At 54.7% G+C, this 1,751-nt stretch carries 2 tRNA genes and 1 rRNA gene; all 3 read right to left on the bottom strand.

What is annotated here, in order from left to right:
* Window positions 1–24 precede the first annotated feature (24 nt).
* A tRNA-Ala gene (locus B5F77_RS15360) sits at window positions 25–98 on the bottom strand.
* Window positions 99–109: 11 nt separating this feature from the next.
* Window positions 110–183, bottom strand: a tRNA-Ile gene (locus B5F77_RS15355).
* Window positions 184–312: 129 nt separating this feature from the next.
* Window positions 313–1,751: ribosomal RNA gene (locus tag B5F77_RS15350) — 16S ribosomal RNA — on the bottom strand; the annotation flags it as partial.

Here is a 1,751-nt window from a genome sequence, read left to right as displayed (position 1 = left end):
CAACATGTCAAAGATCTTTTTTCGTGGAGAATAACGGATTCGAACCGTTGACCCTCTGCTTGCAAAGCAGATGCTCTAGCCAGCTGAGCTAATCCCCCTTCCTTCAGCGTAGTCCCAGGCAGAGTTGAACTGCCGACCTCTACATTATCAGTGTAGCGCTCTAACCAACTGAGCTATAGGACTGTCAACTTTGCCGGTCGCCCCAGCTTCCTTCTCGTCTCCTCTGTTTTCTTTCCTTTATATCTTTTTACATAACCAACCTGTAGTACAAACTACCAATGAACCGATACCCCCTCGGCATCCCTGCTCCAGAAAGGAGGTGTTCCAGCCGCACCTTCCGGTACGGCTACCTTGTTACGACTTAGCCCCAGTCACCAGTTTTACCCTAGGCCGCCCCTCGCGGTTACGGACTTCAGGCACCCCCGGCTCCCATGGCTTGACGGGCGGTGTGTACAAGGCCCGGGAACGTATTCACCGCGCCATGGCTGATGCGCGATTACTAGCGAATCCAGCTTCACGGAGTCGAGTTGCAGACTCCGATCCGAACTGAGACGTGGTTTCGGGATTGGCGCCCTGTCGCCAGGTGGCTGCCCTTTGTCCACGCCATTGTAACACGTGTGTCGCCCCGGATGTAAGGGCCGTGCTGATTTGACGTCATCCCCGCCTTCCTCGCAGCTTACGCTGGCAGTCCCGTTAGAGTCCTCAGCTCTCCTGTTAGTAACTAACGGCAAGGGTTGCGCTCGTTATGGCACTTAAGCCGACACCTCACGGCACGAGCTGACGACAACCATGCAGCACCTCCGTGGTGGCTATTGCTAGAATGTCTGTTTCCAAACACGTCCACCACCGTTCTATCCCGGGTAAGGTTCCTCGCGTATCATCGAATTAAACCACATGTTCCTCCGCTTGTGCGGGCCCCCGTCAATTCCTTTGAGTTTCACCGTTGCCGGCGTACTCCCCAGGTGGATCACTTAACGCTTTCGCTCGGGAGCTTACTGTCTATCGCAAACTCCTAGTGATCATCGTTTACTGCGTGGACTACCAGGGTATCTAATCCTGTTTGATACCCACGCTTTCGTGCTTCAGCGTCAGTCCCGGCTTGGCAAGCTGCCTTCGCAATCGGGGTTCTGCGTGATATCTATGCATTTCACCGCTACACCACGCATTCCGCCTGCCTCAACCGTACTCAAGCCATCCAGTTTCAATGGCGCCTCCCCCGTTAAGCGGGGGCCTTTCACCGCTGACTTAAATAGCCGCCTACGCACCCTTTAAACCCAATAAATCCGGATAACGCTCGCATCCTCCGTATTACCGCGGCTGCTGGCACGGAGTTAGCCGATGCTTATTCGTACGGTACTTGCAATAAGGGACACGTCCCTCACTTTACCCCCGTACAAAAGAAGTTTACAAACCATAGATCCTTCTTCCTTCACGCGACTTGGCTGGTTCAGCCTCTCGGCCATTGACCAATATTCCTCACTGCTGCCTCCCGTAGGAGTTTGGTCCGTGTCTCAGTACCAATGTGGGGGACCTTCCTCTCAGAACCCCTATCCATCGTCGCCTTGGTGGGCCGTTACCCCGCCAACCAGCTAATGGAACGCATGCCCATCCTACAGCGGATCGCTCCTTTAACAAATATTCCCATGCGGATCCCCTGTTTTATGGGGTATTAATCCGACTTTCGCCGGGCTATCCCCCTCTGTAGGCCAGGTTGCATACGCGTTACTCACCCGTGCGCCGGTCGCCGACTC

The organism is Parabacteroides sp. An277, assembly GCF_002159645.1.
Taxonomy (GTDB): Bacteria; Bacteroidota; Bacteroidia; order Bacteroidales; family Tannerellaceae; genus Parabacteroides.
The sequence above is the reverse complement of the archived record's forward strand: the minus strand, read 5'-3'. Positions and strand labels throughout refer to the sequence as shown.